General features: G+C 57.0%; 18 protein-coding genes. 13 read left to right on the top strand and 5 right to left on the bottom strand.

The annotated features are described in order from the left end of the window. Window positions 1–107 precede the first annotated feature (107 nt). The 9 genes from AAF465_03430 to AAF465_03390 all read left to right on the top strand — a co-directional run bounded on the left by AAF465_03430 (window position 108) and on the right by AAF465_03390 (window position 13,832). Window positions 108–2,030 (top strand): acyclic terpene utilization AtuA family protein, encoded by a 1,923-nt coding sequence (locus AAF465_03430; protein ID MEM7081762.1) that lies wholly within the window; start codon window positions 108–110, stop codon window positions 2,028–2,030. Next, window positions 2,031–3,653 (top strand): carboxyl transferase domain-containing protein, encoded by a 1,623-nt coding sequence (locus AAF465_03425; GenBank protein ID MEM7081761.1) that lies wholly within the window; start codon window positions 2,031–2,033, stop codon window positions 3,651–3,653. Between the two features lie 9 nt (window positions 3,654–3,662). Further along, window positions 3,663–4,481, top strand: coding sequence for an enoyl-CoA hydratase-related protein (locus AAF465_03420; GenBank protein ID MEM7081760.1), 819 nt, complete (start codon window positions 3,663–3,665; stop codon window positions 4,479–4,481). A gap of 66 nt (window positions 4,482–4,547) precedes the next feature. Continuing rightward, the gene (locus tag AAF465_03415) at window positions 4,548–6,548 is read left to right on the top strand and encodes an acetyl-CoA carboxylase biotin carboxylase subunit (GenBank protein MEM7081759.1); all 2,001 of its coding nucleotides are present in this window, start codon (window positions 4,548–4,550) and stop codon (window positions 6,546–6,548) included. A 55-nt stretch (window positions 6,549–6,603) separates the two neighbouring features. Further along, window positions 6,604–7,764, top strand: a complete 1,161-nt coding sequence (locus AAF465_03410; GenBank protein MEM7081758.1) for an acyl-CoA dehydrogenase family protein — start codon at window positions 6,604–6,606, stop codon at window positions 7,762–7,764. Window positions 7,765–8,206: 442 nt separating this feature from the next. Then, the gene (locus AAF465_03405) at window positions 8,207–9,823 is read left to right on the top strand and encodes an NAD(P)/FAD-dependent oxidoreductase (GenBank protein ID MEM7081757.1); all 1,617 of its coding nucleotides are present in this window, start codon (window positions 8,207–8,209) and stop codon (window positions 9,821–9,823) included. Then, window positions 9,816–11,351, top strand: a complete 1,536-nt coding sequence (locus AAF465_03400) for an NAD(P)/FAD-dependent oxidoreductase (protein MEM7081756.1) — start codon at window positions 9,816–9,818, stop codon at window positions 11,349–11,351. Before AAF465_03405 ends, AAF465_03400 begins: the two co-directional genes overlap by 8 nt. Further along, entirely contained in the window at window positions 11,348–12,517 is a 1,170-nt protein-coding gene (locus AAF465_03395) for an aminomethyltransferase family protein (GenBank protein ID MEM7081755.1), read from the top strand. Before AAF465_03400 ends, AAF465_03395 begins: the two co-directional genes overlap by 4 nt. Window positions 12,518–12,527: 10 nt before the next feature. Further along, window positions 12,528–13,832, top strand: a complete 1,305-nt coding sequence (locus tag AAF465_03390; GenBank protein ID MEM7081754.1) for an MFS transporter — start codon at window positions 12,528–12,530, stop codon at window positions 13,830–13,832. Between the two features lie 8 nt (window positions 13,833–13,840). Here AAF465_03390 and AAF465_03385 read toward each other — a convergent pair whose 3' ends face one another. Beyond that, window positions 13,841–14,512, bottom strand: coding sequence for a thrombospondin type 3 repeat-containing protein (locus AAF465_03385; GenBank protein MEM7081753.1), 672 nt, complete (start codon window positions 14,510–14,512; stop codon window positions 13,841–13,843). A 155-nt stretch (window positions 14,513–14,667) separates the two neighbouring features. Here AAF465_03385 and AAF465_03380 point away from each other — a divergent pair, with 155 nt between their 5' ends. The 3 genes from AAF465_03380 to AAF465_03370 all read left to right on the top strand — a co-directional run bounded on the left by AAF465_03380 (window position 14,668) and on the right by AAF465_03370 (window position 18,088). Next, window positions 14,668–16,317, top strand: a complete 1,650-nt coding sequence (locus AAF465_03380) for an FAD-dependent oxidoreductase (protein MEM7081752.1) — start codon at window positions 14,668–14,670, stop codon at window positions 16,315–16,317. Window positions 16,318–16,353: 36 nt separating this feature from the next. Further along, window positions 16,354–17,259: an aminotransferase class IV gene (locus AAF465_03375; protein ID MEM7081751.1), complete on the top strand. Its 906-nt coding sequence runs from the start codon at window positions 16,354–16,356 to the stop codon at window positions 17,257–17,259. A 115-nt stretch (window positions 17,260–17,374) separates the two neighbouring features. Continuing rightward, window positions 17,375–18,088: an HAD family hydrolase gene (locus tag AAF465_03370; GenBank protein MEM7081750.1), complete on the top strand. Its 714-nt coding sequence runs from the start codon at window positions 17,375–17,377 to the stop codon at window positions 18,086–18,088. A gap of 100 nt (window positions 18,089–18,188) precedes the next feature. On the opposite strand, the gene AAF465_03365 is transcribed toward AAF465_03370, so the two are convergent. After that, the gene (locus tag AAF465_03365) at window positions 18,189–19,778 is read right to left on the bottom strand and encodes a cytochrome c peroxidase (protein ID MEM7081749.1); all 1,590 of its coding nucleotides are present in this window, start codon (window positions 19,776–19,778) and stop codon (window positions 18,189–18,191) included. 95 nt (window positions 19,779–19,873) lie between these two features. Between AAF465_03365 and AAF465_03360 the strand changes: the two genes are divergently transcribed. Beyond that, on the top strand, window positions 19,874–21,037 hold the full coding sequence (locus AAF465_03360; GenBank protein ID MEM7081748.1) for an acyltransferase family protein: 1,164 nt from the start codon (window positions 19,874–19,876) through the stop codon (window positions 21,035–21,037). A gap of 148 nt (window positions 21,038–21,185) precedes the next feature. Here the strand turns inward: AAF465_03360 and AAF465_03355 are convergent, their stop codons facing one another. The 3 genes from AAF465_03355 to AAF465_03345 form a co-directional block, all read right to left on the bottom strand. After that, window positions 21,186–21,938, bottom strand: a complete 753-nt coding sequence (locus AAF465_03355; protein MEM7081747.1) for a SapC family protein — start codon at window positions 21,936–21,938, stop codon at window positions 21,186–21,188. Window positions 21,939–21,997: 59 nt separating this feature from the next. After that, window positions 21,998–22,921: a class I SAM-dependent methyltransferase gene (locus AAF465_03350; GenBank protein MEM7081746.1), complete on the bottom strand. Its 924-nt coding sequence runs from the start codon at window positions 22,919–22,921 to the stop codon at window positions 21,998–22,000. A gap of 73 nt (window positions 22,922–22,994) precedes the next feature. Continuing rightward, on the bottom strand, window positions 22,995–25,886 hold the full coding sequence (locus tag AAF465_03345; GenBank protein ID MEM7081745.1) for a TonB-dependent receptor: 2,892 nt from the start codon (window positions 25,884–25,886) through the stop codon (window positions 22,995–22,997). Window positions 25,887–26,016: the final 130 nt, after the last annotated feature.

The raw sequence follows: 26,016 nt of genomic DNA, 5'->3' as shown, positions 1-26,016 counted from the left end.
GATTAGACCGCGAGGCCGGATCGGAATACCGATCCGGCCTCGTTGCGTTTGCATGTACAATCGAACGCTGTCAGCGAACACCCGCTGCCTGCTTGGAGAGCCCTATCGTGTCAGTTACCGCGCCAGTGTCCAGGACCGAGAATCCGACGCGCGTCGCTATTGGAGGGGCCTGCGGCTACTGGGGCGACGCGGCCCATGCCACGCGCCAGCTGCTGACCTATGAGCCGCTCAACTACCTTGTTTACGACTATCTGGCCGAAGTCACCTTATCGATTATGGCGCGCGCACGGCAAAGCGATGCCGCACTGGGCTTTGCCCGCGACTTTGTTACGGCGGCTCTGGCACCCAATCTCAAACAAATTGCCGACCGTGGCGTAAAAGTGGTGAGCAACGCAGGTGGAATGAATCCGCTGGCGTGCGGTGCGGCGGTATGCGCGGCGGTCGATGAATTGGCACTGGATTTGAAGGTCGCGGTGATCACCGGGGATGATGTGGTTGACCAGATGGCGTTGCTGCAAGAGCAGCACGAGCTGTACAGTGGTGCCCCTTTTCCGGACGTAGAGCGTGTCGTCAGCGCCAATGCGTACCTCGGCGCACAGCCTATCGCGCAGGCACTTCGCGCGGGCGCGGATATCGTGATTGCGGGTCGCTGCGTCGATAGCGCGCTGACGCTCGGCGTCTGTTTGGCCGAGTTTGAATGGGGAATGCACGAGTTAGATCGACTGGCGCAGGCCAGCCTCGCGGGGCATCTTATTGAGTGTGGTGTTCAGGCGACGGGTGGCAACTTTACCGACTGGCGAGACATCGACGGCACGATGGTCGATATCGGCTATCCGATCGCCATAATCGATTGTGACGCGCGCATCGACTTGACCAAGCCACCGGGTACCGGTGGCAAGGTAAGCGTCGGCACCGTTTCTGAGCAGCTTGTGTACGAGATCGAAGATCCACAGCGGTATCTGCTGCCCGATGTGGTGTGCGATTTCAGTCGGGTGACGCTGGAACAAACGGATGCGCACACGGTGCGAGTAGTGGGTGCGTTAGGCGGTTCGCCGCCCACTGATTACAAGGTCAGCGTGACCTACACAGATGGCCACAAGACTTCGATGTCGCTCGGGTTTTACGGTTTCGAAGCGGTGGCCAAGGCCGAAGCCTTTGCCGCGGCGGCGCTGTCGCGCACCGAGGCCAACTTGCGTGAGAGGGGGTTAAACGGCCTGTCTGAGAGCAACATTGAGATCGTCGGAGCCGACAGTCAATTTGGTGGTGATGGGCGTGTCCCATCAGCGACGGATTCTAACGGCGGTGCGGAGACGACCCGCCTTACGGCCACCGACAACGCGATGTTGGCCTCGCCATTGAGGCGCGGTGTCTCCGTGTCACGCCATGATCGGCGCGAGGTGCAGCTTAATCTGGCGGTTAAACATAATGAAATGGCCGGCGCGGCGATCTTTGTGCAGGCGGTAACCGGGCTTGGGCTGGCCACGCCCCCTGGACTCGCCATTTTTCAAACGGGCCGCCCCAAACCCTCGCCGGTCGTGCGCCTCTTCTCATGCACGCTGGCGCGTGACGCAATTGATGCACAAGTTGTAATCGATTCAACGGCCTATCCAGTGGATCATGCAGCGCGCGACGCATCGGATGTCTCGACGACCATCGAACGACCGGCCGAGCCCCAGGCCATCGGCGAGGTGGCTGTGTCGGTGCCGCTCATTCAGCTTGCATGGGGGCGAAGTGGCGATAAGGGCGATCGCGCAAATATTGGTATCATTGCTCGCGACCGGGCGTATCTGCCGTGGATCTGGCAAGGGCTTGAACCCGCGCGCGTTGAACACGTGTTTGCGCCTTTTACGCCATCGCGCGTAGACCGTTTCTTGTTGCCCGGAATCCACGCCGTCAACCTGGTTCTGCACGATGTGCTGGGCGGTGGTGGCATGGCCAGCCTGCGCGGTGATGCGCAAGGCAAGGCGTATGCACAAGTTTTGCTTCATTTGCCCATCGCGGTACCGAAAGACCTTGCGGAGTCTCTATAAATGACAGTGTTTGTCTCCAAAGTTGATACCAACGACGATGAATTTTTGCGCAATCGCCAGGATATGCTGGCGTTGGTCGATCATATGCGCGCACTCGAGGCGCGCGCGGTAGAGCGCTCAAGCAAGCGCGCGGCGCGCTTTGAGGAGCGAGGTCAGTTGCTGCCGCGAGAGAGGCTAAACCGCCTGCTCGATCCAGGCATGCCGTTTCTTGAGCTGTACAACATGGCCAACTACCTGATGGAGGACAGTGATCCAGATACCAGTATTCCAGGTGCCAGCATGATTGTTGGCATTGGCTTCGTGAGCGGCGTTCGGTGTCTTGTTTGGGTCGACGACAGCGGTATACGGGCCGGTGCCGTTACGAAGGGCTCACTGCCCAAAGCACTCGGTGCGTTGGCGGTGGCGCAGCGCTTTCGACTGCCTGTGATTCACTGTGTGGAAAGCGCCGGGGCCAATCTGATGGATTACGCGGTAGAGGGCTGGGTGCAGTTTGGCGCGGTGTTTTATCGGTTGGCCAAACTCAGTGCAGCGGGCGTTCCGTGTATCGCCGTTCTGCATGGACCATCGACCGCCGGTGGAGCGTACATGCCCGGCATGAGTGATTACGTAGTCGGCGTGAAAGACAACGGTATGGCGGCGCTGGCGGGCGCGGCCTTGGTGCGCGCGGCCACCGGTGAGGTCGCCGATGAGCAACAACTCGGTGGCGCGAAAATGCACTCTGAGGTTACAGGCGTGGTCGAATATCTCGCCGAGAATGACAACCACGGCATCAATGTGGCGCGACGTATTGTCGACGACCTCGGCTGGAATCAACAGTGTCCGCCGATTCCGACGCAGGACTTTGATGAGCCTAAATATAGTGTGGACGACATCGCGGGCGTGGTGCCGATCGACCATAAGAAAGCGTATGACGCGCGTGAGGTGATCGCGCGTGTGGTCGATGGGTCCGATTTTGAGGAGTTTAAATCTCGGTATGGTGCAGCGACGCTTTGCGTGACCGCGCGAATTTACGGCCACAGCATCGCCATTATTGCGAACAACGGACCGATCGACCCACAGGGCGCGACGAAGGCTGGGCACTTCATTCAGCTGTGCGATCAAGCGCAGCGGCCCATTTTGTTTCTTAACAACACAACCGGCTACATGGTGGGTACTGAATACGAGCAGGCCGGCATGATTAAACATGGATCCAAAATGATCCAGGCCGTGGCGAATACGCGTGTTCCTCGCATCACACTTTACATCGGCGCCAGTTTTGGTGCCGGCAACTACGGTATGAGTGGCCAGTCGTATGAACCCGATTTCCTGTTTGCTTGGCCGAACGCCACGACCGGCGTTATGGGCGGTGAACAAGCGGCCCAAACCATGTCGCAGGTAATGCGAATTTCGGCCAAGCGTCGTGGCCAGCCGATTGATGAGGCCGCCATGAGCGAACAGGAAACGCGCATTACTGCCCATTTCGATAAACAGTCGAGTGCGTTTTACACGTCCGGCCGCGTCCTTGACCAGGGCATTATCGATCCTCGCGACACGCGCCGAGTGCTGGGTTTTGCGCTCGAGACCATTTGGGAAGCGCGCGCGCGAACGACACAGGCGAACAGTTTTGGCGTGTCCCGTTTCTGAGCGCTATCGATGACGTCACTGCCCGATACACACTCGCTGAAACTCTCGCTCAATGCAGGTTGGTTGAGCGTGACGCTGAACGAGCCGTCTACTCGCAATGCGCTCACCGACCGTTTGAGCGCCGAATTGAATGCGGTGTTTCTAGCCGTGCGTAATGACCGCACAGTGCGTGGCATCAGCGTGCGAGGCGAGGGTGGCGTGTTTTGTGCCGGCGGTGATCTCAAAGCCTTTCGGGCATTGAGCGAGCTGTCGGATACAAAGGCCTACGATCAATCGCGCCAAACCAGCCTTGGCGGCGCGGAGCTGTTTGAACATGTTCATCGCGCGCCGCAGGTGGTGGTCGCGCTGATCGAGGGTGCGGCAATGGCCGGAGGGCTCGGTATGGCCTGTGCGGCGGATTTCGTGTTGGCGACTCGCGATGCACAATTTGCGTTTACCGAGACGCGAATAGGATTGGCGCCAGCGCAGATAGCGCCCTATGTAATGCAGCGCACCGGACCGAGTGTCGCGCGACGGCTATTACTATTGGGGGAGCGTTTCGATGGGACTCAGGCGCATGAATTTGGCCTGATCGACGCGTTGGCCGATGATCGCACTGAGCTCGACCTACTGGAGCGTGCGCTCAAAGAAAAAGTTGGGCAATGCGCACCCGGTGCGGTGGGTGTGACCAAACGCGTGTTGAGCCACCTTGTGCACTCCGATCACGACGCCTTCAAGACGTGGGCGGCAGAACGTTTCGCCGAGTGCGTGACGAGCGAAGAAGGGCGCGAGGGCACCCGGGCTTTTTTTGATCGTCGGGCACCCGCTTGGCAATCTTCCAGCACGTGATGGCCGACAGCACGCCGCCGATAGTCAAGCGGGCAAAATAAAGCAGTTAGACACCAGGACATAGACATGGCGACTATAGAACGAATTCTCATCGCAAACCGGGGCGAGATAGCCTGTCGGGTAATTCGCTCGGCGCGCGCAATGGGGATTCACACGATTGCGGTATATTCCGACGCGGATCACGATGCGCCACACCGCGCGTTAGCCGATGAGGCGGTGTGCATTGGCGCAGGCCCAGCGACCGAATCCTATCTCAATGCGGATAAGTTGCTCGAAGTGATGATGGCGACTGGTGCGCAGGCGGTTCACCCCGGTTATGGCTTTCTATCAGAGAATGCCGATTTTGCGCGTGCCTGCGCCGATGCCGGCATTATTTTCATAGGACCCTCGCCTGAGGCGATCGCGGCAATGGGCAACAAGGCCGCAGCCAAACGCATGATGATTGACGCGAATGTGCCCTGTATTCCCGGCTACGAGGGTGAAGATCAAGACCCCGCCGTGCTCGCAAAAGAAGGCCGCACGATTGGTTTTCCGCTAATGGTCAAAGCTGCCGCGGGTGGTGGCGGTCGCGGCATGCGTCTGGTTCAGCACGACAGCGAGCTCGACAGCGCGATCAGTTTAGCCCGCTCTGAGTCACAAAATGCCTTTGGCTCCGGCGAGCTTATCCTCGAAAAAGCGGTGATTGAACCACGGCACGTTGAGGTTCAAGTTATGGCCGACAATCACGGTCATGTTATTCACTTAGGGGAGCGCGACTGTTCGGTACAGCGACGACATCAAAAGGTGTTGGAGGAGTCGCCGTGTCCGATTATGACACCAGATCTTCGTGCGCGTATGGGTGAGGCAGCGGTCGCGGCAGCGCGACGCATTGACTATCGCGGCGCGGGTACGGTGGAATTCTTACTCGATAAAAACAACGACTTCTACTTTTTGGAAATGAACACGCGTTTGCAAGTCGAGCATCCCGTGACCGAGCTTGTGACGGGCTGCGATCTGGTGGCTATGCAGATTCAGGTGGCAAGAAATGAGCCTTTGAGCATCCGTCAATCGGATGTTGAACTTCGGGGGCACGCGATTGAGGCGCGCGTGTATGCGGAAAATCCGGCGAACGATTTTGCACCCTCCACCGGTCTCATCGCGCGCTGGCGTGCACCACAGGGTATCGGTGTGCGGGTCGATGACGGGGTCACGAGCGGACAATTGATCTCACCGTTTTACGATTCGATGCTGGCCAAAGTAATCGGTTTTGGTCAAACCCGTGATGAGGCATTGCATCATCTTGCTACCGCATTGCGTGACAGTGTGCTGTTCGGACCGGAAAGCAATATTGAGTTTCTGCTCGCCTGTGTGAATGCGGCTGATTTTGCCAGTGGCCGCGCGACAACCGCGTTTATCGGTGACGCGTTTGGCGACGCTGGCTTCGCTGGCCGGCCGGTCCTCGGTGAACACGTTGCATTGGCCACGACCTTGCGCTATTTCCATGATCGACGACTCGCCCGGCGTCGTTCACTCGGCGGCAGTCATGCCATGCTTGGCTGGTCGAATAATCAGGGTTTGCGATCGACCTATCAACTGCAGGATGGACGTTCATCCACCGAGCATGAAGCGGTCGTGTCATCGCTCGATGAATCGACACTGCGCATCGAGATCGGTGGCGCGACGTTTGCGGTGATCGGCGACCATTTCGATGACGAATCGGCGCGCATTCGTGTCGGTGGCGAGCGGTTCGATGTGCAATACCAGGTGCTTGCCGATGGTCGCCTGTTTGTCATGTTTGACGGGGTGACGCTGCGCTTCACGGATCTTCTGGCGTCCTTTGGCGGGGAGTCTGCGGCGGGCGAGGGTACCGTGCTCTGCCCGATGCATGGCGTGGTGATCGACGTGTTTGTGTCGCCGGAAGACCAAGTGGCACAGGGCGATAAGCTCGCGGTTTTGGAAGCCATGAAAATGCAGCATGAAATTGTCGCTCCTACGGCGGGCAAAATCGCCGAAGTGGCTGCCCGCAAAGGTGAGCAGATCGCGGCGGACGAGCTACTTATTCGCATTGAGCCTACCGATACCGAGTAAATGACGCGCGCGGTTTGGGCTTGCCTCCACGCTGAGCGCGATCACGGGAGTCCGCATGGATTTTTACACACACGAACATCATGAAATTCAGCGCACGACGCGACGCTTTGTCGAGCAAGAGATCAATCCGTTTGTCGATGAATGGGAAAAGGCAAAGATGTTTCCCGCTCATGAGCTGTTTAAAAAAATGGGCGATCTGGGCCTGCTCGGCATCCAAAAACCCGAAGCGGATGGCGGCCTGGGGCTAGATTACAGCTACAACGTCGCCTGTGTGGAGGCGCTCGGTGAGACGGATTGCCTCGCCATACCAATGGCGATCGGCGTGCAAACGGACATGGCCACGCCGTGTCTGGCTAATCACGGGTCTCAGGAATTGCGCGACGAGTTTTTGCAGCCGGCGATTCGTGGCGACAAGGTCGCGTGTTTAGGTGTGTCGGAACCGGAAGCGGGCAGTGATGTGTCAGCCATCAAAACCTGGGCTCGCGAGGATGGCGGAGACTACGTGATCAACGGCCAGAAGATGTGGATCACCAACGCGATACAGGCGGATTTTATGACGGCGCTGGTCAATACCGGTGACGGCGATGCGCATCACAACAAAAGCCTCATTGTGATTCCGATGGATACGCCGGGTGTGGAGCGAGCCCGCAAGCTCGACAAAATGGGCATGCACTCGTCGGACACAGGGCTTATTCACTTTGACAATGTGCGCGTGCCCAAACGGTATTGTGTGGGCGAACCGGGTCAGGGTTTTACTTATCAAATGACGCAGTTTCAGGAAGAGCGATTGTGGGTGGCCGCCGCTGCGGTTCGAGTGCTTGAGATGACCATCGACGACACAATCGCTTACACGCGTGAACGACGTATTTTTGGACAGAGTGTGTTGGACCATCAAGCGGTGCATTTTCGACTGGCTGAGCTCAAGACAGAAGTGACCCTATTTCGAGCGCTGTTAGAACAGACGATCCTCCGCTATCGGTCGGGTCAAGATGTGCTGCAGCAGGTGTCCATGTTGAAGCTCAAAACCGGACGACTCTATCGTGAGGTGGTGGACGGTTGCCTGCAATACTATGGCGGAATGGGGTTTATGAATGACATGCTCATTTCGCGTCGATTTCGCGACATGCGTCTGGCATCGATCGGTGGTGGCGCCGATGAGGTAATGCTGAGCATTATCGCGAAAACGATGGGCGTGGCGCCGACAACGCGCCGCTGACGGTTGTGGCGGGCGTCGTCGGAGGGTGCGTCGGGAATAGATGTAGCCTGCCCTTCACACCAGTCAGGAAGCACGCTCGGAGAAAGTGCGCGTCGGCGTCGGTATTGAGCACCACACAATGCGCCGCCGTGTGTGTAGTCGAACCATGCAGTTCGGCTACACACACGCTGACGCGGTTGGTTACTCATCGAGAACCCGGGTAGGACGCGAGCGGGTTGGATGACGATCGTCGTTCGTGATCCCGGCTAGGTAGACACGATAGACTCGCGGGTACCCTAGTGATGTAACATACGCAGACTTGATCGATGCATGCACTCAGTGTTTTCCTCGAATTTGACCTTTTTCGATGCAAAATCAGGGAAATTCCTGAAATCGATTTGCTCAGACACCGCTCAACACCCACATTTTCTATTCCACCCCTACGGACCAGGCTGATATCCGCTTGAAACAGTACGACGCGATTGTCATCGGCGCCGGCCACAACGGCTTAACCAATGCTGCCTTTCTGGCTGAGGCTGGCCTGAGTGTGCTGGTGGTTGAAAAGAACGACTACATTGGTGGCGCAACCGTGAGTCGAGAGCTGTACTCCGATTGGAAGTACTCCAACTGCTCGTATGTGTGCAGTCTGCTGCGGCCCGAAATATACCGCGCGCTGAATCTCGCTCGCCATGGTTTGCAGGTGACGCCCTACGGTGGTGGTGTCACGTATATGGAAAACGGCGACTATTTCGCGGCTTATCGGGATAGAGAACTGGCCTATCGGGAGTATGCGCGTCATTCGCTGCACGATGCTGAGACGTGGCGCCGCTTCAAAACCGAGACCGCGCGCCAGTGTCGTTTCATTCGCGACTTTATGCTGTCCACACCACCGGATCCGACCTCGTTTCGGCCCCGTGATTTGCGTGAACTCATGACGATCGGCCAGGCGTTTGGCGAACTCGATGAAGCGGTCATGTATGACACCTTCCGTTTCTGGAGCATGAGCGTCGCAGACTATCTTGACGAGTTTTTTGAGACCGACATCGTCAAAGCCAATCTGGCCGGCAGCGGCATTATCGGCACGGCACTCGGGCCTTATTCTCCGGGTACCGCCTACGTCATGCTTCATCATTATATGGGGGATGTGGATGGCAATGTGGGCACCTGGGGGCTGGCGCGTGGCGGCATGGGTGCGGTCTCGCAGGCACTGTACGGCGCGGTTCGTGAGCGCGGGGGCGAGGTGCGCACCAACGCACCGGTCGAGCAAATATTGGTGAAAGATGGGCGCGCAACCGGCGTTGCGCTGGCCTCTGGAGAGGAGTTGACGAGCTCGATCGTCGTGTCCAATCTCGACGTCAAGCGCACGTTCTTAACGTGTATGAGCGAGACTAAACTGCCCGCCGATTTTGTGAAGGGCGTTGAGCACTTTCGCATTCGCGGTTCGTCGGGCAAGGTCAACATCGCGTTAGACGGGTTACCCACCTTTAGCGCCTTGCCCAAGGGCAGTCCGCTCTACGGCGGTGATATGCATTTTGTCGATAGCGTCAAGCGCCTCGAACGCGGGTACGACGATTGGAAAGCAGGAAGGTGGTCCCAAGATCCGTACCTCGACATGCTCATGCCCACAACGTGCGATCCGACCATGGCACCGCCGGGTAAGCATTTTATGAGTGTGTTCGTACAGTACTGCCCACCTAGGCTCGCGACCGGTGAATGGACAGATGCCGATCGCGATGCGTTTGGACAAACCGTGATCGATCAGATCGGTCGCTTCAGCCCCGATTTCAAGGATCTGATTCTACATATGGAAGTGCGCACACCGCGAGAGCTTGAAGCCGAGGTGGGTCTGACCTCGGGGAATATTTTTCAGGGCGAACTGACGCTTGACCAGCTGTTGTTCAACCGACCGTTGCCGGGGTATGCGCAGTATCGAGCGCCCGTTAAAGGGGTGTATATGTGCGGTTCGAGTACTCACCCCGGAGGTGGCGTAATGGCGGCACCGGGCGCCAATGCAGCGCGCGAAATTCTGCGCGATCTGAAGCAGCCCAACACGGTGCCGGAGAACTTTGGCGATGACTAGTGCAGCCATCATCGGTGGCGGACATAATGGCCTCGTGACCGCGGCATTGCTCGCAGAAGGTGGCGTTGATACCACGGTCTATGAGGCGCGGTCAGCGCTGGGTGGTATGGCGGCAGTGAGTGAGTTCGCTCCCGGTTTTCGTGCGCCTGGGCCAGCGCTCTTTTTCTACCAGCTCGCGCCCGCTGTGCTTCACGAATTGACGTTGCAATCAACGTTGGCGAAGCGCGCCTCGCTCGACACGGTTGTGCTCTCGGACGGCGCGGCGCCGATCGTCTTCAACCGTACCGCGGTGCTTCGCGGACTGCCCGAACACGATGTACAGGCCTATCGCGGCCTAATGGAACAAATGCGGCGCTTTGGTGGGCTGCTCGAAACCCTCTATGCTCGGCGCCCACCCAAACTCAAACCCGATACGCACCGCGAGCGATTTGCACTCGCACGATTGGGTTTGGATCTAAGACGGCTCGGTCGCGACGATTTGCGGGCGCTGTTGCGGGTGGGCGCCGGCAATGTCTACGATGTGTTTAACGAGTGGCTGACCACGGATGCCCTCAAAGGGGCGCTAGCGTTAGACGGGACACTGGGTAGTCATCTCGGGCCACGTTCGGGCAACACGGTCCTGAATTTCATGCATCGTCTGAGTGGGGCACCGCCGTTGGTCCACGCCGCCGGCGGCGAGAATTTGATCGACGCGTTGCGAGAGGTCGCCGAACAGCGTGGCGTCAAGATTCGCACCGAAGCCCCTGTGGCTCAGGTCGTGGTCAAGCGTGGTCGCGCCAGCGGCATCGTATTGGAATCCGGCGAAATAATCTCGGCGGATCGGGTGGTATCCAATTTGGATGTTCGCGCTACCGTGTTGTCACTGGTCGGTGCGCGCCACTTCGATGCCGGATTTATACGTCGGGTGCATCATATTCGTTGCAGCGGTAATGTCGCGCGACTGGATTTGGCTCTGGCGGGGATGCCATCGGTTAACAATCTAAATGAAAATGACCTCGCTCAACGGTTGGTGATTGCGCCAACAATGGATCACGTCGAAAACGCGTTTAATCCGGCCAAGTATGGACAGTGGTCGGACGAATGCGTGATGGAGTTTGGCCTGCCCACCCTCATCGATCCGTCGCTCGCTCCGTCTGGGCAGCATGTCCTGAGCGCGTCGGTGCAATATGTGCCTTATGAGCTCAAAGAAGGCTGGACTGATGCGGCCAAGACGCGACTCACAGAGCAACTTCTCGACCAACTCGAGCGTTATCTGCCGGGGCTGCGACAACAAGTTGTGTCGTCGCGGCTGCAAACGCCGCTCGACCTGGAGTATGCCTATGGCGTGTCCGGTGGTCACTGGCACCACGGCGAGCTGTCCCTCGATCAATTTTTATTTGTGCGGCCAACCTATGGTGCCGAGCGGTATGCGCTCCCAGTAGACGGTTTGTATCTTTGCGGCGCGAGTACCCATCCCGGTGGCGGCGTCAGCGGCGCGGCAGGTCGCAACTGCGCCCGAGAAATACTTCGAGAGGTCAATGCACGATGAATCTGTCGACCGCTGTAAGCCCCTTTCATTTGCGCACGGCTGCCGCCAATCGTCTGAATCTCTGGCACCAGTGGAAGGGTGTGACGGTCAGCGACGCGTATGACGATGAGGAGCTGGAGTATTTCGCCTTGCGCAACTCCACGGGCCTGTTTGATCTGTCACCACTCAACAAATATCGCATTTCGGGACCCGATGCCCGAGATTTTCTCAATCGGCTCGTGACACGAGAGGTGAGTACGCTTGAAGCCGGTCGCGTTACGTACGTTGTTTGGTGTGATGACGCTGGCAAGGTACTCGATGACGGCACGCTGTTTCATGTGGATGACGGAGTGTATCGATTGTGTGCCTATGAGCGGCACTATGCCTGGCTTATGGCCTCCGCGATCGGTTTCGATGTGACGATTGAAGACGAAACGTCCCTGGCCGCACTGGCCGTTCAGGGTCCGACGTCGTGTGCGGTGCTCAAAGCATTGGGTTTTAATGGGGTCGAATTACTTCCGCCGTTTCGTTTGAATTGGTACGAACTGAACGGGGTTCCGGTGATGTGTTCGCGCACGGGGTTTACCGGTGACTTAGGCTACGAGTTGTGGCTACACCCATCCTGTGCGGTCGAGCTTTGGGATGGGCTTATGGAAGCCGGTAAACACCTGGGCGTTCGCCCGGTCGGCACGAATGCCTATGAGATGGCGCGAATCGAGGCTGGCTTCTTGCAAGCAGGCGTCGACTTTATCGGTGCGGATCAGGTTGTTCGCCCTGGCCGCGCCCGTTCGCCGTTCGAACTGGGATTGGCCGCCCTTGTGGACTTCGACAAGCCCCATTTTACCGGGCGTCGTGCTCTGCTTGACGAAAAAAAGCGAGGGTCCAAATGGCGCCTTCTGAAGCTGGACGTCGCGGGCAACAAACCGGCCCATCACGCTTATCTCTATGCGGGACAGTCGCGGCAGATCGGCTTTGTGACCTCCGCCGTCTGGTCGCCGGTATGCAAGGCAAATTTGGCTATCGCCTCGGTCGAACAACCGTTTGGCGAACCCAACGATGATCTGCATGCCGATATCTACTATCAGCGAGAGTTGCACTGGTCGCGTGTCCTGGCGCCCTGCAAAATAGTCGAAGGTGCGTTCTGGCATCCTGCGCGTCGCCGCGCCACTCCTGCGGGCAATTTTTAGCCGTACATCCATGGCGCACCCAACCCGAATTCGCTACGGCGTGCTGGCGCTGTTGGTTCTCGCTAGCTGCGTATCGTACGTGCTGCGCTACCTACTGTCTGCCGCCGCGCCGTCGCTTACTCAGGAGTTTGGGCTCACAGCTGAGCATCTGAGCTGGGTGTTTGCGGCTTTCTCGGTGGGCTACGTGGTGTGCCAGTTTCCCGCGGGGCTGATCGCGGATCGGTTTGGTGCCCGGCGCGCGATGACGATTGCGATGCTGTTCTGGGGCGTGCTCACCTTGGCGACCGCATGGATACCTGCCGATGCATCGGTCGGTTGGGTGGTCGGTCTGCTCATCGTCGTACGGTGCTTGGTCGGTGTGGCGCATGCGCCGCTCTACCCCGTCACAGGGGCGACGACTCAGCGTTGGTTTCCGCCCGGACAGTGGGCATTGCCAAATGGCTTGTCGAGTGCGGGCCTCACGCTCGGTTCAGCCGCCACCGCGCCGTTGCTCATTGTGTTGATTAACGTGATGGGTTGGCGCAGCGCGTTTGTAGTGCTCTCCACCATGGCCTTTGTCGCCGCCGCATTATGGTGGTTGTTTATACGGGATACGCCCGGCGCGCATCCGCGCGTCAACGAACAGGAAGCATCGCTCATCACGGGTGAGCGAGCCCGACGTGACGACAAGAGGTCGCCGTCGCGTTGGCGAGACGTGCTCAGAAATCGCAATGTGCTGCTGCTCACGCTCAGTTACTTTTGCATGAACTTCGTGTTTTATCAGTTGTTCAACTGGATGTTCTATTACCTGGTTGAAATCCGTCAGATCGAGGCGCAAACGGCGAGTTATCTCAATGCGCTACAGTGGATCGCGGCGGCGATCGGTGCCACGTTGGGGGCGATTTGGTGCGACCGATTGTCGCGTCGTCGAGGGATGCAGTTTGGCTGTCGAGCACCCGCGGTTGCCGGCCTTGTGCTCAGCGGCGTCCTGATTCTGTTTGGTGCGATGGCCCAGACGCCGTGGGTGATGGCGCTCGTCTTATCTTTCGCGTTCTTTTGCCATCAGGGCACTGAGGGCGCGTATTGGGCGGCGGCTATACGTGCGGGAGGACCGCAGGCCGGTGCGGCCTGCGGCGTGATGAATACAGGTGGCAATCTGGTGGGTGTGCTCAATGCACTGCTCGTTCCGTGGTTGGCCGGTACGTTTGGATGGCCCGTCGCCCTGGGCAGTGGCACCGTGTTCGCACTGACCGGCGCCGCCTTATGGCTCGCCGTGCAGCTGGATGAGACTCCCGATGCATCACGGGTTCTCGAATCGAGCCAACGAACCGGCTGAGACAACAGCTACGGTGCGAGCCCGCCGTTTATCCAAGAAAACACCAGCGATTGCTCGGTGTAGTTCAGGCAGCTTACATTGCCCGCGTCCGTGACGGGATTGCCTGTGCAGCCCGCGCCCGGCGGCATCTGACCGGATCGTACGCGCACCAGCGCACATTCGCCGATTGTTGTGCCACCACAGGTGAACTGACTGCCCGTCGCCAAGTTGTCGGCGTAGGACGTGGCCAGATTGTGACCGCCAAGACCAAGAATGGTGTGGCACGGTGCACATTTGCTCATGAAAATGGGCTGCACGTCGCTGGCGAACGAAGCACCGATGGCGCCGGGTCCAGGTGTGCCGTTAAAACTCGGCACGAACAGCGAGATATCGAGGAAGTTAACGATGCCATCCCCATTGAGATCAAACAGTGGGTTCGCGGTTTGAAAGGCGCCGGTCAGTTGCACGAAATCCAGAAAGTTGACACTGCCATCATTATTAAAATCGGCGTCACACGCATTGCCGAGCAAATCCGCATCCACATCAAGCTGGGCGGGATTGGGCACTTGCGAGCAATTGTCGGTAAGATCCGGCACACCGTCGCCATCGGTATCTTGTGCGGTCGCGCTAAAACAAAATAGCAGGATACAACCTGCCGCTAAGCGCTTCGCCGCGCTGGATAGGCTTACTTGATACATCATCGTTCCCCCGAGGTCAGACCAAAACGGTGCCACGATCTCGGAACGTGAGCAAGTCCAGCACGTAAATGTTAAATTGCAGGGAGCATTGTCCGGCTCAATCGTGAGCCTTAATTTAACGATAATGCGTTTCTACTTTGTGTCTTCGAGAGGTGTGCATGACCTTTGCCGAGCAGGCCCGCCGCCGCCGCGAACGGATTTTGCAGAAATTGCGTGAAACGGAATTTGATGTCGTGGTGGTTGGTGCTGGAATCAATGGTGCGGCTTCCGCCGCCGCGCTCGCCGCCGGCGGCGCACGCGTGGCGCTAATCGATAAGGCGGATTTCGCCGGGAACACCAGCTCCAACTCGTCGAGTTTGGTTTGGGGTGGGATTAAGTATCTAGAGAATTATGAGTTTGGGCTTGTTAATAAACTCTGCAAGGGTCGTAACGAACTGACGGCGGCATTTCCAAGTACCGTGCGCGAAGTCCGCTTTTTGACCACGCTTCGCCGCGGATTTCGAATGCCCGCCTGGTTTGTTTATTTAGGTACATGGTTGTACTGGGCGTTTGGGCGTTTTGCCACGCGTCGACCGGCCTACTTTCGTCCGTCCGGCATAAAATCTCGTGAGCCGCTCATCAATACCGACGAGGCGGCCGGCGGTTTTGAGTACTCTGACTGTTATCTACCGGACGGTGACGCGCGCTTTGTGTGGCGTTTCGTTGTGCAATGCATGCGCCACGGAGGCGTTGCGGCCAATTATCTCGGATTAGAGCGTGCTGATTGGCAAGAGGGTCTATGGCAGCTTCGCGTGCGCGACCGACAGTCCGATACGCCGTTTGTCATGCGTACCCGTTTGGTGGTCAATGCGTGTGGTCCCGAAGTGGACGCACTTAACGCGAAAATCGGTCAGGAGACACGATTTCACCATGTGTTTTCAAAAGGCGTGCACCTAATTGTGAAGCGCCTGACCAGTGAAGAACGTGTGCTGACTTTTTTTGCGAGTGACGGACGGATGTTTTTTGTCTTTCCCAAGGGTGCTCGCTCGTGTATCGGTACGACCGACACCCAGGTGCCGTCACCGTACGTAGACGTGACCGACGAGGATCGCGACTTTATTCTGAATAACATTAATGCGCTGCTTGACTTAGAGGTGCCGCTGACCAAAGCGGACATTATTGCTGAGCGTTGTGGCGTTCGACCTCTGGTCATCGCCGGCAGTGCCGGGCAGGAAGGAAGCGCCGATTGGTTGCAACTGTCGCGCAAACACGAGATTCACTGCAACGAAGCCGAACGCTATATCAGCATTTTTGGCGGCAAGCTCACCGACTGCTTAAACGTGGGTGACGAGGTGACTAGCCTGGTGGCGCAGTGTGGTTTAAACGTGGCGCATGCGCCAAGAGGGGGGCTGGGTGAGCCCGGGCTTAAGCTTAAAGAAGAATTTATGGAATACGTGCGGCAGCAAAATCTCGATACCCATACCGCCGATGCGACCCGGGGCACGCTGTCAGCCCGTCTATGGCGCCGCTATGGCAATGCCGCAAAGTCCATCGCCGAGCGCATCGCTGATAAGCCAGACACCGCGCGCACGCTTTTTCCCGACAGTAGCTTTACTTGGGCGGAGCTTGAGTACGCAGCTGCAAACGAGATGATCGAAACGCTGCACGATTTGTTCCGTCGACGCTCCAGCATCGCGTTGGTGGTGCCGCAAGACGTGCTGCGCGAACGGACTCGACTAGACAGCATTGCCGCCGTGCTGTTTGGGGATGACGCTGAGCAGAAGATCGCGGAGTTTCTGGCGTCGCCTCCAACCGCCATCAAGGAATAGCAGCTTGCCCGCGCAAAACCTGCTACATTTTCGCTTATGGCTAAAGGCACACATGACTACTCCGAGGATGCGCGCAATCGCGACATTCTGATTTCCATCAATGGCGATTTGGTGCCGCGTGCGAAAGCCGTTGTGTCTGTGTTTGACAGCGGTTTTATTCTCGGTGACGGTGTTTGGGAGGGGTTGCGCGTACACAACGGCCGCGTGGCGTTTCTCGATCGGCATCTTGAACGCTTGGAGCAAGGCGCCAAGGCCATCGATCTGGACATCGGTCTCACCCGAGCGCAGTTAGCGCAACAGATCGATGCAGTACTCCAAGCCAACGAGATGACAGAGGGCGTGCACATACGCCTCATGGTCAGTCGCGGCGTAAAGGCTACGCCCTACCAAGATCCGCGTGTAACCATCGGTCCACCCACGATTGTCATCATTCCTGAGCACAAAGAAGCGCTGCCCGAAACGCTGACACGAGGCATTTCCCTGTTTACGGTGCATGTACGACGCGGCTATCCGGATGTGCAGGATCCCAAACTCAATAGTCATAGTAAGCTCAACTGCATCACCGCCTGCATTCAGGCCACCAAAGCGGGTGCCGACGAGGCGCTCATGCTCGATCCGCATGGCTTTGTGGCGACGTGCAATTCGACCCACTTTTTCATTGTGCGGCGCGGTGAAGTATGGACGTCGACAGGCGACTACTGTCTAGGCGGAATTACCCGTGAGAACGTACTCAGGCTATGCGCCGATCACGACATTCCTCACCGCGAGCGCAATTTTTCGCTGACTGACGTTTACGATGCGGATGAAGCCTTTGTTACTGGCACCTTCGCCGGAGTGGCACCGGTGACGCGCATCGATGGGCGAACGATTGGCGATGGCGAGCGAGGACCAATGGTTGCGCGACTGCAAACTCTTTATTTAGAGCTACTTGCGGGCAGCTGAAAATGCGCACAAAACGGTTTGTCTATGCGCCAGTTTACGGTCGTCGCTGTGATGTGACAGGGCACAGAGGCGTCGCTGCGCCTGGCAATGGAGGCGCGGTGCGGTGAGGTTGGCGATGTGGTCGGGACCGCGCAATATTTCGACCGCAATGATGCGCGCGTTTGAGAACCGCCCTGACACGGTGGTGATGGATGAGCCGTTCTATGCCGCTTACTTGCGCGATACCGGTCTAGATCACCCCATGCGCGAGGCCATTTTGGCGGATCAGGAAAATCACTGGGAGAAGGTTGTTGCGCTGTGTACGTCGCCACTGTCAGACGGCGTGACGTTGAGCTATCAAAAGCACATGAGCCACCACATGCTCGACCACTACGAGCTGGATTGGCTGCCGCAGTTGCGCCACTGTTTTTTGCTGCGCGATCCCGCGCGCGTGTTGATGTCGTACGAAAAAAAGCGTGAGCGCCCGACGCTTAACGACATTGGTTTAGAGCAGCAAGTTAATCTGTATAAGCGAATATGTTCGCAAGCGACTGTGGCGCCGATGGTTATCGATAGTGCAGACTTTCTGCAACAGCCGCGTGCGTATCTTGAGCAACTCTGCGCATATATTGATGTACCGTTTTCAACACGAATGCTTTCGTGGCCTGCTGGAAAACGTGACAGTGACGGAATCTGGGCCGCGCATTGGTACAACCGAGTGTGGTTATCGACGGAGTTTGAGGCTCCGCGCACAGCACCGATTACGCTTGCCCCACACTTGCGTGCGGTCTACGAAAAGGCAAAACCGCTTTACGATTTTCTGTACGCCAAGCGCGTACAGATTGGATAAATTTTAAAAAGCGTTTTACAATTAACGTGACACCCAAGACACGGATGACCGTCACGCTCAGGGACGAGCGTTTCATCTTCTTTGCCGACCCGCCTCGACGCTACAGCGTGTTTAGAAACGCGAGCAAGTCGTCGCTTTCTTGACGGGTTAATTCAAACATCGGCATTTCGTGCACATCGTCTTCATCGCCCTGCGACGCCAGATAGTGCGCTAAGACGCTCTGAAGCGACGGCATACGTCCATCATGAAAATACGGCGCGGTGTTTTTAATGTTGCGTAACGAAGGCGTTTTGAACGCGCCGGATTCCAAGTGGTTGCCGCGCGCAAAATTAAGTGTGGAACATTGCTCGGGTTGCGCATCACTGTACACGCCCAGACAATTAAACGGGTCGGCCTTTACGGCAATAACGCCAGCCAAGCGACCGCTATCAAAACCACCGGCGGCATTGGTGCCGGTGTCGATGTTGTGAAATTCTTGATTAGTGAATAGCGGTCCATTGTGGCAGCGCAGGCACGGTGTTTGTTCCTCATTGACGAATAATTTGGCTCCGCGCATCTCAGACTCGGTATACAGATCGCTCGCTGCGCGTTCACCGTCCTCAAGCAGCGCATCGACGAATCGATCAAATTTCGTGGGCGCGTATTGCAGCGTCTCTTCGTAGGCCGCAATTACCTTGCCGACCAGAGCGAAAGCCGTATTAATTCGCTCCTGTTGGGGTGGTCTCAGCGTTCGCCAAGACTCCGTGGACGGACTGAGCCCGGGGCGATCAAGATCATTGAGTAGATCGGCTCCGACCCCCGTCAGCTGCTCAAATGCCGGGCCGTATTCGGGGTGTGTGAGAATATAGCGCAGCACGTCGCCACGGTGGTTATCCATTTCGCCGCGGGTCTCAAGAGGCGAAAGGGCTTGCGCCCAAAGGCTATCTCGTCGCCCGTCCCAGTAGAACCAAGTCGCATGAGCGATTGCCGGGAGTGTCGGGGCGTGACGTGGAGTGATGGCGGTGCCGACACTCAGGGCTTTGCCGTCGCCGAATCCCAGCTCGGGATCATGGCAGGTGGCGCAAGAAACGGTTCCGGATTGACTGAACCCTGGATCAAAAAACCATTTCTCGCCGAGCGCGGCGGCGGCTGAGTTAAGGCTGAATCGATTGGACGGATCGGCTTGGAGCTCGGCGAGCGAAGCGAGACGTAGGCCATTGAGTTGCGCCAGTTCCTGTTCGCTAAACGTGATGCTCGCGGGCGCGCGTGTGTGTGCTGGCTGCACATCCAATTCGAAATAGGCATAGTCCGGACCCGCCGCGTCATTGATGTCGATGCGCATACGCCAAAGCCCGCCCATGTGAAATTTCATGCCATCGACGCGCATGCGGCCGGTTTGCTCGGTGGCAACCGCCTGTGGAAAGGTGGCCATGCCATGCCCGTGGCCCGGCATGGTGCCACTGAGCTTCATACGCTGTGGGGTCAGTGGTACCTCATCTATGGTGGTTACCTGCACGATCCAGGCGTGCAGTTCACCGGCCGGAATATGCGCATAGTGCTCGTCAATCCGCACTCGGTATCGCGAATTAGTGGTTTTCATTTCGAGCCAGGGGCGGATGTCGGCGACCGCAGAATCGCTGTGTTCCGTGTTCGGTGAGCAGGCTTGGAGTAATCCGGTGGCCAGCAAAAGCGCGCAAATTAAGCGATACATCTCAATAGTGATTCGGTAGAGGCAGTTGGATGTCTAGGTAGGATACTGAGCAAACCCAGGCAGAAAGTCGAGTGCGCTGACCATCTAACCCAGGTATGACGTACTATCACCAGATGAATGTCCCTGTCACCACTCGCCGCTACGACCTCGACTGGCTGCGGGTCATCGCTTTTTCGCTTCTTATTCTCTATCACGTGGGCATGTTCTACGTGGAATGGGACTGGCATATAAAGAGCCAATACAGCTCCGCCGCGGCGCATCCGTTAATGCTCACGCTCAATCCTTGGCGTCTGGCGCTACTTTTCTTTATTTCAGGTGTTGCCATACGTTTTGCGACCGACACGCTCGCCTCGAGGAGGCAGTTCGCGCTAACCCGACTGTCGCGTTTGGGCCTTCCGATACTAGGGGGCCTCTTTTTTGTCGTGGTCCCACAGGCGTATTTTCAGCTGGTTCAAGCGGGCGAGATTGAGCCGGGGTTTGCCGGCTTTTATCCCCAGTATTTGTCCGGCGGATTTTCGATAATTACGCCCACCTGGAATCATCTTTGGTACGTCGTGTATCTGTTGGTCTACATTCTGATCGTATTGGCGCTACTGCCAATTCTTCAGGCGCTCGCAAACGGTCCGGTCATGCGCTTTGTCTCGTGGCTCAGTGCGGCCCGCTGGCGCCTACTGCTGCTTGTGCCGATCCCGTTTATCGCTGTTGCGTTCGCCTTGTCTCCCCGTTTCCCAACCACGCATGCGCTGGTAGACGATTGGGCCCACCATGGGCACCGCTTTACTATTTTTATGATTGGGTATTTCGTTGCCAAACACACCGATTTCTGGCGCGGCATCGACCGGCTGTTGCCAACAAGTGCCTTGGTGTTCCTGTTGCTTTGGGTGGTGTGGATTGTCGAGCCGGTGCCGGAGTGGCTAAGGCCGGTCGCCGGTCAGGTCTATACGGTGGTGGAGATTGTTTACGCTTGGGCGAGCATCACTCTTCTGCTTGGGCTGGCGCAGCGTTACCTCGCGTTCGACCGGCCGATTCTTCGCTATCTCACCGGCGCGGTGTTTTGCTATTACATTCTGCATCAAACCATCACGATCGCTGTGGGCTATTGGTTGACGCCGTGGTCATTGGGCGTCTGGTTCGAATTCGCCTTGGTGCTATTGGCGACGATTGTGGGGTGCATACTGGGATATGAAGCACTGAGACGGCTACCGGTTCGCGCCGTGTTTGGCATCCAATCCAGAGCCACATCGACCAACACCCGCTGATTGTCGATTGAAGAATAAACGCCGCACAGCGGAAGCACACCCGTTTTCAACTGATTAACGGTGTGCGTCGGCACTACCCCGCCTTTTTGGGTCTGATGTGAGCGATAAGATTGATCGCTATCACGCGAATTTGCGCAAGGACTGGGCGTTATCCTGCGAGTTTTCGGGCTCGACGTTGCAGCAGATAATTCCAATTATCCGTGGAATTTATTTGCGCGTACATCGCGGCCAGCATGCCTGAGGTGTGCAACTCATAGACCGTGTCCTTGTCGAGCGCGGTGAGTTTCTCCGCATTGATGCTCACATAATTGGCCACGACCGTCGGTTCCGCGTCGGGAGCTGTCTGATGAGAGACGTGTTGGGCGGTGAGTAGATCGAGCTCGACGAGCTTTTCGCAGAACATCTCGGTTCGACGCCGCTCGGAGACAAACTTTGCGGCAAAATCGATCATCTTTTTCGAGTGCTCCGACAGCTCTTTGTCGTCAAAAAACGGATACTGCGCTTGATCGCTCACCATGGAAGAGGCGCGATCGATCACCACGGCCATTTGGTCCTCGCCATGTCGAGCAAAGGCAAACGGATAAGCGCGAAGATAAGCCGGCTGATACGCGTAGGGCTCCCATTGATCTTTCTCGTTCAAAAACAAGTTGTCGTCTTCAATAAGACCGACAATCGCCAAAGGCGAGGGATTCTTAAGATCAGTGAAAATGATCGGATAGTCATTTTGGGCCATGGAAAATTCCGTTTGCGTCAGCGGAATCGCTCTGGCGTTACGCGTATTCGCGTAGGGGGCATCGACGGGAGAAACGCCGAGATCGAAGTGGTCTTCGATTGCCAGCATTTCGGGTTTTTCGTAGAGGAAAAGCTTGCCTTCGACGATGCCGCGTTGAATGTCGTTCATGACTTGATCCTAAGATTTGAATGCTAAAAGGCTAGCATATTTGGTGGATCAAGAGAACGTTAACGGCGTGCAGTCAATGCCCAAGCGAGCGGCAATTTATGCTGCTCAAGCGTCAATGCTTCACAGTTGATTTCGCGACAGTTACGTTTTTCGAGTTCATTGATGATCGCACTCATTTCGTCCTGGTCACTGGCCGCCCGGCACATATGCTCAAGTCGCTGAAGGTTTTCGGCCACGTCATCACGCATCTGCTGAAGCCAGGTAATGATGTCGTCAGCATCGTACTGACGTCGTTGCTCGAACAACTGTCGAAAGCCACCGTAAAGGTGGAAGTGAATGCCCTCCGGTAGCGCTTCACACGCCGCGGCAAGTTGACGTTCCGCCGGCACAAATTCCTCGGTCGCTTGCCGGAATCGTTGCTCGTGTTGAGCATATGAGGCCGCGGTGAGCTTTATCGCCTTATCGATAAAGTTGGACGACACGATGGTATGGGCGTGTTCTCGATGTTCGCGGTTGCGCGCATCGATTTGACCGTGAGCATAATGGGCAATGACCATTAAACGGCCGCCGGGTTTTACTACGCGCGCGGCCTCTTCAAAGGCCAGGGCCCCTGCATATTCGATGCCGAATTGGCTGCACACCACATCAAACTGCTGATCTTCATACGGCAAATCATGAGCCGAACAGACGGTGGTCGTAACCCCCGGAATGCGTTTGCGCATCAGGTTAAGTGCCTCCGAGGAGATGTCGGCGCCAAAGAGTCGATGGTCGTGGTGATCGGGCAAATGGGCAAAGACCGATCCCGCACCGCAGGCCAGGTCGACCATGTCGCCAGTGCTTAATGGAGCAAACTGCTGTCGCCACCAGTCAGCGAGTTCGGGGTGCGCCGCGCCACTTGCGCTGACAAATACTTCGCCTTCAGCACCGTCATTATTCCAGTAGTTGTCCCACTGGTTCTCGCTGTTGGTATCGCTTCCGATCATAGTCGAGAGTGTAACCCAAAAAAAAACGGCGGACCGAAGTCCGCCGTTTCTGTCTTGCACAATCCCGAAGGATTTAGAACGTTGCTGAACCGCGCAGGAAGAACGTGCGGCCAAATACGTCGTAGGTAGCAGGGAAGGTGTTCGCCTGCTCCTGGTTGTCACCGATGATTGGTGGATCGGTGTCAAACAGGTTGTCGATACCGAACGACAGTGAGTAACGATCGTTAAAGGCGTATGAGCCAGAAACGTCGATGTAGTTCTCAGCGTCGAGGGTCTCTACGAAGAACGTGGTATCGTCATCGTCATCGTCGGTTTCGCCAACATAGCGCCACACAACCTGTGCAGTCCATGCGTCACGATTCCAGTTGAACGACACGCGATGTCCGTATTCCTGGATAGGCTCACCACACAGGTTACCGAACTTACCAGCACATTCGATTGGATCGTCTCCATCAAACGCGGTGAAGTCGTTCTCTGTGGTAATCGTACCAAGGTACTGGATACCCAGATCGCCACCGTAGAACTCGGTGTTGTAGCTAGCAGCCAGATCGATACCTTTCAGAGTCTGAAGAGCAACGTTCTGTGCCTGCAGTGCGATGTTGTCAATCGTACCGTCTGCACGACGTGTGATGACCTGGCAGAAGTCGCTAGCTGCACCGGCAGTGTTGTCAGGTGAGTAGCAGTTGTTCAGCACGTTTGCGGCACCACCACCGAACGCCGCGATTGCGTCGTCGATTTCGATGTCGAAGTAGTCGATGCTGAAGGTCAGGCCTTCGACGAAGTCAGGCGTTACAACCACACCAAAGGTGATCGTTTCAGCTTCTTCTTCGGTCAGGTCTGGGTTACCACCGGAGATGGCACGAACCTGGCCAGAAGCTGGGTTGATTGCAGCCGTTCCGATCGAAGCAGTCGGAACACCCGTTGCAGCGCAAGTCGCTGCCGCTGTCGCAGACAGGCCGGCAGCAGGCGTACCAGAGAGCGAGCATGGGTCAGCAGCGCCTGGGAAGCCTTCGCTTTGCGGCGAGAACAGCTCAGCGATGTTGGGTGCACGGACAGCCGTGTTGTAACCACCACGGATTCGCAGTTGGTCGATTGGCTGCCAAGAACCCGCGACTTTGTATGCGCTAACGCTACCAGCGGTGCTGTAGTCAGACGAACGTGCGGCCAGCTCGATCTCGAGGTTGTCAAGGACCGGCAAGTAGGCTTCACCGTAGATTGCGTCTACGTCAAAACCACCGCCCGAAGCGGGAGAACCGTTAAAGCCGGCAATTGTGCCAGCGGCCAAATCCTGCGAAGGCAGGAAGAAGCCGTCATCTTCACGGTGCTCGTAACCAACAGCAACGCCGATGCGTCCACCTGGCAGTTCCATAGCGGCACCCAAGTCACCGGAAACGGTGACAGAGCCCATGAGCTGCTCAAATTCGGTCGTTGAAGCAACAGCGGTACGCAGGAACGCTGCACCCGCTGCCGAGATGTTGCCAGGACCAAAGATGTTGATCGGCGCACAAGCTGACGTACTGCCGTTCGCGCTCGGGTCGACACAGGTGTTACCCGATGGATCAGCGGCCAGATCCAGAAGCAGAGCTTGCTGGAATCGATCGCGGTTGACGTTACCCGACTGTGAAGCAGCGTTGGTCACACGACCGGTCTGGACGTACGCATCGTACGACCACGTGTCGGTGATGTTGCCGCGCAAACCAGCCTGAACCTGGAACGATGAACGGGTGTCGTCAGCGATACGAGGACCCACTTCTTCCAGACGACGACGAACAAACATGGTAGCCGTGTCATCGATGCCGTCATTGTCGGTGTCAACGCCGTCACCGAATGCTTCAGACAGAATGGCCTGAGAAGCAGGGGTGATGAACGGGCTGCCGTCGAGAGTGAACTGCGTTCCAGACGCAAAGATTGGCGTTGGTGCCAACTGCTGAGGCACTTTGCTGTAGGTGAACATGGCGCGACCGTACAACTCGAGGTTGTCGGTGGCCTTGAACGTACCCAGAGCAGAAGCCTGGTAACGCGTCTGTGGCAACTGAATGTAGTTCACAGGAGCGTAGTTGTAGAAGTCGTTGGTTTCACCGGTGCGGAAAGGACGGAATGAACCATCGGCATCGAAGATACCACCAAACGAATCGGAGAACGGATCGGTGCTGCCACCGAGCGGCCCACCGAGCGCACCAGCAAAGACAGACGTGCCCGGTACACCGGTCGAACCACCATCAATCAGGATGGGGTTGCCGTTGGCGTCAACGTCATCAAACTGAGCGAAGAAAGCGAAGTCACGATCGCCCTGGAACAGATCGTCACGATCGGTCACAGCAAAGTTGAAAACCACGTTACCGCGATCGTCAGCCATGTTTGCGCCAATCGTAATGTCTGCAGAGGTCAGTGATGCGTCACCTTCCTGAGTGACTTCGTGCGACACGTTTACGGTGGCGCCTTCAAAGTCATCCTTCAGGATGAAGTTGACCACACCGGCCACAGCGTCAGAACCGTACACAGCGGATGCACCGCCGGTCAGCACTTCGACGTCTTTGATCAGTGCGTTTGGAATGGTGTTGATGTCAACTGTGCCGCCCAGAGTGGTCGGTACAGCACGCGTGCCGTTGATCAGCACCAGTGTTCGGTTGGTGCCCAGACCGCGAAGGTCAACAGTTGCCGTTCCGTTACCTGGGTTGTTGGACGTACGGTCCAGACCAGGAACAGTTTGAGGCAGAGTGTTCAACAGCGATTCGGTGTTGATGGTGTTTGTCAGTTCAATCTGACCGGCGTCAATCGTGGCAACCGGAGCATTCGAAGTGAAGTCTTTACGCGGGATACGTGACCCGGTAACGAGAACTTCTTCGAGATCATCCGAGCCATCGTTTTGAGCAACTGCCGGACTTGCAAAAGACAGTGCAAACGCACCTGAACTCATCGCAAGCGCCAGTTTCACCGCTTTATTCAGCTTGGTGTTCGTAGGCATTGAATTCCCCTAAGAGATCAAAAAAAACGTAATCCGCACATTTGGACGGTGAACGCGACCGGTGTTGCTGGGCTGCCACTCGTCTTTGTGGTAAACATGCGAAAGTGGTTGGATTTAAACGTCAGCGCGG

The sequence above is a fragment of the Pseudomonadota bacterium genome (genome assembly GCA_039028935.1).
Taxonomy (GTDB): domain Bacteria; phylum Pseudomonadota; class Gammaproteobacteria; order Steroidobacterales; family SZUA-146; genus SZUA-146.
Note: the sequence above shows the minus strand (reverse complement) of the source record. Positions and strands in the feature narration are given on the sequence as shown.

Coding starts and splice junctions, on each gene's coding strand:
- AAF465_03350 (MEM7081746.1), bottom strand. CDS start 22,921: ATGATCGGAAGCGATACCAACAGCGAGAACCAGTGGGACAACTACTGG.
- AAF465_03370 (MEM7081750.1), top strand. CDS start 17,375: ATGTGGTCGGGACCGCGCAATATTTCGACCGCAATGATGCGCGCGTTT.
- AAF465_03420 (MEM7081760.1), top strand. CDS start 3,663: ATGACGTCACTGCCCGATACACACTCGCTGAAACTCTCGCTCAATGCA.
- AAF465_03375 (MEM7081751.1), top strand. CDS start 16,354: ATGGCTAAAGGCACACATGACTACTCCGAGGATGCGCGCAATCGCGAC.
- AAF465_03365 (MEM7081749.1), bottom strand. CDS start 19,778: ATGTATCGCTTAATTTGCGCGCTTTTGCTGGCCACCGGATTACTCCAA.
- AAF465_03360 (MEM7081748.1), top strand. CDS start 19,874: ATGACGTACTATCACCAGATGAATGTCCCTGTCACCACTCGCCGCTAC.
- AAF465_03355 (MEM7081747.1), bottom strand. CDS start 21,938: ATGAACGACATTCAACGCGGCATCGTCGAAGGCAAGCTTTTCCTCTAC.
- AAF465_03385 (MEM7081753.1), bottom strand. CDS start 14,512: ATGATGTATCAAGTAAGCCTATCCAGCGCGGCGAAGCGCTTAGCGGCA.
- AAF465_03380 (MEM7081752.1), top strand. CDS start 14,668: ATGACCTTTGCCGAGCAGGCCCGCCGCCGCCGCGAACGGATTTTGCAG.
- AAF465_03390 (MEM7081754.1), top strand. CDS start 12,528: ATGGCGCACCCAACCCGAATTCGCTACGGCGTGCTGGCGCTGTTGGTT.
- AAF465_03410 (MEM7081758.1), top strand. CDS start 6,604: ATGGATTTTTACACACACGAACATCATGAAATTCAGCGCACGACGCGA.
- AAF465_03400 (MEM7081756.1), top strand. CDS start 9,816: ATGACTAGTGCAGCCATCATCGGTGGCGGACATAATGGCCTCGTGACC.
- AAF465_03395 (MEM7081755.1), top strand. CDS start 11,348: ATGAATCTGTCGACCGCTGTAAGCCCCTTTCATTTGCGCACGGCTGCC.
- AAF465_03425 (MEM7081761.1), top strand. CDS start 2,031: ATGACAGTGTTTGTCTCCAAAGTTGATACCAACGACGATGAATTTTTG.
- AAF465_03345 (MEM7081745.1), bottom strand. CDS start 25,886: ATGCCTACGAACACCAAGCTGAATAAAGCGGTGAAACTGGCGCTTGCG.
- AAF465_03415 (MEM7081759.1), top strand. CDS start 4,548: ATGGCGACTATAGAACGAATTCTCATCGCAAACCGGGGCGAGATAGCC.